We start from the raw sequence: 2577 nt of genomic DNA on the forward strand, positions 1-2577 counted from the left end.
TATTTTTGAATGTTTGGAACGCTTTTTAAAACTAAATGACTATATCAAGCAGATAGTAAAGAACCTTGGGCCTACTACTGGTTAGGAATCACTGGAGGGAAAGCTCCTGATTTTTTTTGCCCTTTCTCAAATTTCTGATCAATCCTATCTCATCCAATCTGAAACTTGTCATACCCAGACTACTGCAAAACTCATCTCAGACATTGTTCGCTTCGCTCAGATTACAAAATCCAATGAATTAGCTCAACTCCATATCATGGGACAACTCCATGAACTGATGTTTCATCTGGGAACTATTGCTCCCAATCAGAAAAAAGAATATTTCATCAACCTACCAACTCTATCTTGAATGCAAACGATTAATTGATAGCCACTATCCTCAATCACTTACAATTCAAGATTTAACAAAAGAACTATCCGTTCACAGAAGCTACTTATCAAGCGTATTCAAAGAATTTAATACCTTATCACCCAAAGAATACCTACTCTACGTTCGAATGCACCGAGCTAAACAACTTCTCGAAAATACCCAAGAATCCATCAAGGTAATTGCATACTCGGTAGGTTTTTCAGATCCACTACATTTTTCGAAAGCTTATAAACAATACTTTAATCAGACTCCAAGTCATACAAGAAAAGAATACTCTCAATACCAACTAGTGAGAAAGGCAACATTATGAAATCCTACCAAGCTGTCTACCAAATCCTATCTAAAGAAACCGACTATATCAGCGGAGAAAAAATCGCAGAAAAACTATCCCTAAGCCGAACATCAATTTGGAAAGCTATCAAGCGACTAGAACAAGAAGGGATTGAAATTGATAGTATCAAAAATAGAGGATATAAACTGATGAATGGTGACCTTATTCTTCCAGAGATTCTAGAAGAAAATCTTCCAATTAAAATCAGTTTTAAACCCGAAACAAAATCAACACAACTAGATGCAAAAGAAGCAATTGATTTAGGCTATGAAGCAAACACCCTCTATCTAGCTTCCTATCAAATAGCAGGGCGTGGCCGTTTTCAACGCTCCTTCTACTCTCCTCAAGGTGGCATTTATATGACCCTCCATCTTAAACCAAATCTTCCCTATGACAAATTACCGTCCTACACACTACTTGTAGCTGGAGCTGTCTACAAAGCCATTAAGAACCTAACTTTAATAGATGTCGACATAAAATGGGTCAATGATATCTACCTAAACAATCATAAAATTGGAGGAATTCTCACTGAAGCAATGACCTCTGTAGAAACTGGCTTAGTCACAGATATCATTATTGGAGTAGGTATCAATTTCACTATTAAAGACTTCCCTCAGGAATTAAAAGAAAAAGCTGCCAGCTTATTTAAAGCTACAGCTCCTATAACAAGGAATGAATTGATCATAGAAATCTGGCGTACTTTCTTCGAAACACCAGCAGAAGAGCTATTATACCTATACAAAAAACAGTCATTCGTTCTTGGAAAAGAAGTTACTTTCACACTAGATCAAAAAGACTACAAGGGACTTGCTAAAGACATCTCTGAAAGTGGAAAACTTTTGGTGCAATGTGATAACGGAAAAGAAATCTGGCTCAATAGCGGAGAAATTTCTCTCAAGAGTTGGAAGTAATAATAAATTAGAACAACCATAAAATCGACAATATATAAAGATTTTAGCTTTTCTTCAACCCACTACAGTTGACAAAGAGCCTGAAAACTTCAAAAAACGGATTTTTATCGCTCTGAACATCAAAAAAGAAAGGACGAAATTTGTCCTTTCTCGAGCTTAGCTGACTTCAACCCACTACAGTTGACAAAGAGCCAAATGAAAAAGAGAGTTACAAACTCTCATTAAAACGGAGAATAAGGGATTCGAACCCTTGCGCCAGTTACCCGACCTAACGATTTAGCAAACCGTCCTCTTCAGCCTCTTGAGTAATTCTCCAATTAATGGGCACGAGTGGACTCGAACCACCGACCTCACGCTTATCAGGCGTGCGCTCTAACCACCTGAGCTACGCGCCCAAGTTAAAAAACTTGGTAATTTGAACAAAGTTCAAAGCGGGTGACGAGAATCGAACTCGCGACAACAGCTTGGAAGGCTGTAGTTTTACCACTAAACTACACCCGCATAAATACTATCAATAAAATGGCGCGAGACGGAATCGAACCGCCGACACATGGAGCTTCAATCCATTGCTCTACCAACTGAGCTACCGAGCCTTATTGCGGGAGCAGGATTTGAACCTACGACCTTCGGGTTATGAGCCCGACGAGCTACCGAGCTGCTCCATCCCGCGTTAATATAAAAGGAGGATGTGGGATTCGAACCCACGCACGCTTTTACACGCCTGACGGTTTTCAAGACCGTTCCCTTCAGCCGGACTTGGGTAATCCTCCAATATTCAAATGGACCTTGTAGGACTTGAACCTACGACCACTCGGTTATGAGCCGAGAGCTCTAACCAGCTGAGCTAAAGGTCCGACAAGATCATTATAGCGGCGAAGGGGATCGAACCCCCGACCTCCCGGGTATGAACCGGACGCTCTAGCCAGCTGAGCTACACCGCCATGAATCGGGAAGACAGGATTCGA

At 40.5% G+C, this 2577-nt stretch carries 1 protein-coding gene, 8 tRNA genes and 1 pseudogene; 2 read left to right on the forward strand and 8 right to left on the reverse strand.

The window, feature by feature from the left end:
* Positions 1–42: 42 nt before the first annotated feature.
* Positions 43–680: pseudogene (locus B4W83_RS10180) on the forward strand (AraC family transcriptional regulator); the annotation flags it as partial.
* Positions 677–1612, forward strand: a complete 936-nt coding sequence (gene birA / locus B4W83_RS10185) for a bifunctional biotin--[acetyl-CoA-carboxylase] ligase/biotin operon repressor BirA (RefSeq protein WP_000844510.1) — start codon at positions 677–679, stop codon at positions 1610–1612. The pseudogene B4W83_RS10180 and the gene birA, both read left to right, overlap by 4 nt.
* Positions 1613–1839: 227 nt before the next feature.
* Here the strand turns inward: birA and B4W83_RS10190 are convergent.
* From B4W83_RS10190 to B4W83_RS10225, 8 genes are all read right to left on the reverse strand, one after another.
* Positions 1840–1927: transfer RNA gene (locus tag B4W83_RS10190), tRNA-Ser, on the reverse strand.
* 6 nt (positions 1928–1933) lie between these two features.
* Positions 1934–2007, reverse strand: a tRNA-Ile gene (locus tag B4W83_RS10195).
* Positions 2008–2042: 35 nt separating this feature from the next.
* Positions 2043–2113: transfer RNA gene (locus tag B4W83_RS10200), tRNA-Gly, on the reverse strand.
* 19 nt (positions 2114–2132) lie between these two features.
* Positions 2133–2205: transfer RNA gene (locus B4W83_RS10205), tRNA-Phe, on the reverse strand.
* Between the two features lie 3 nt (positions 2206–2208).
* A tRNA-Met gene (locus tag B4W83_RS10210) sits at positions 2209–2282 on the reverse strand.
* Between the two features lie 10 nt (positions 2283–2292).
* Positions 2293–2382: transfer RNA gene (locus B4W83_RS10215), tRNA-Ser, on the reverse strand.
* Positions 2383–2392: 10 nt separating this feature from the next.
* A tRNA-Ile gene (locus B4W83_RS10220) sits at positions 2393–2466 on the reverse strand.
* A 13-nt stretch (positions 2467–2479) separates the two neighbouring features.
* Positions 2480–2553 (reverse strand) — tRNA-Met (locus tag B4W83_RS10225).
* Positions 2554–2577 lie beyond the last annotated feature (24 nt).

It is taken from the genome of Streptococcus pseudopneumoniae ATCC BAA-960 = CCUG 49455, assembly GCF_002087075.1.
In the GTDB taxonomy this organism is placed as follows: Bacteria; Bacillota; Bacilli; order Lactobacillales; family Streptococcaceae; genus Streptococcus; species Streptococcus pseudopneumoniae.

Coding starts and splice junctions, on each gene's coding strand:
- birA (WP_000844510.1), top strand. CDS start 677: ATGAAATCCTACCAAGCTGTCTACCAAATCCTATCTAAAGAAACCGAC.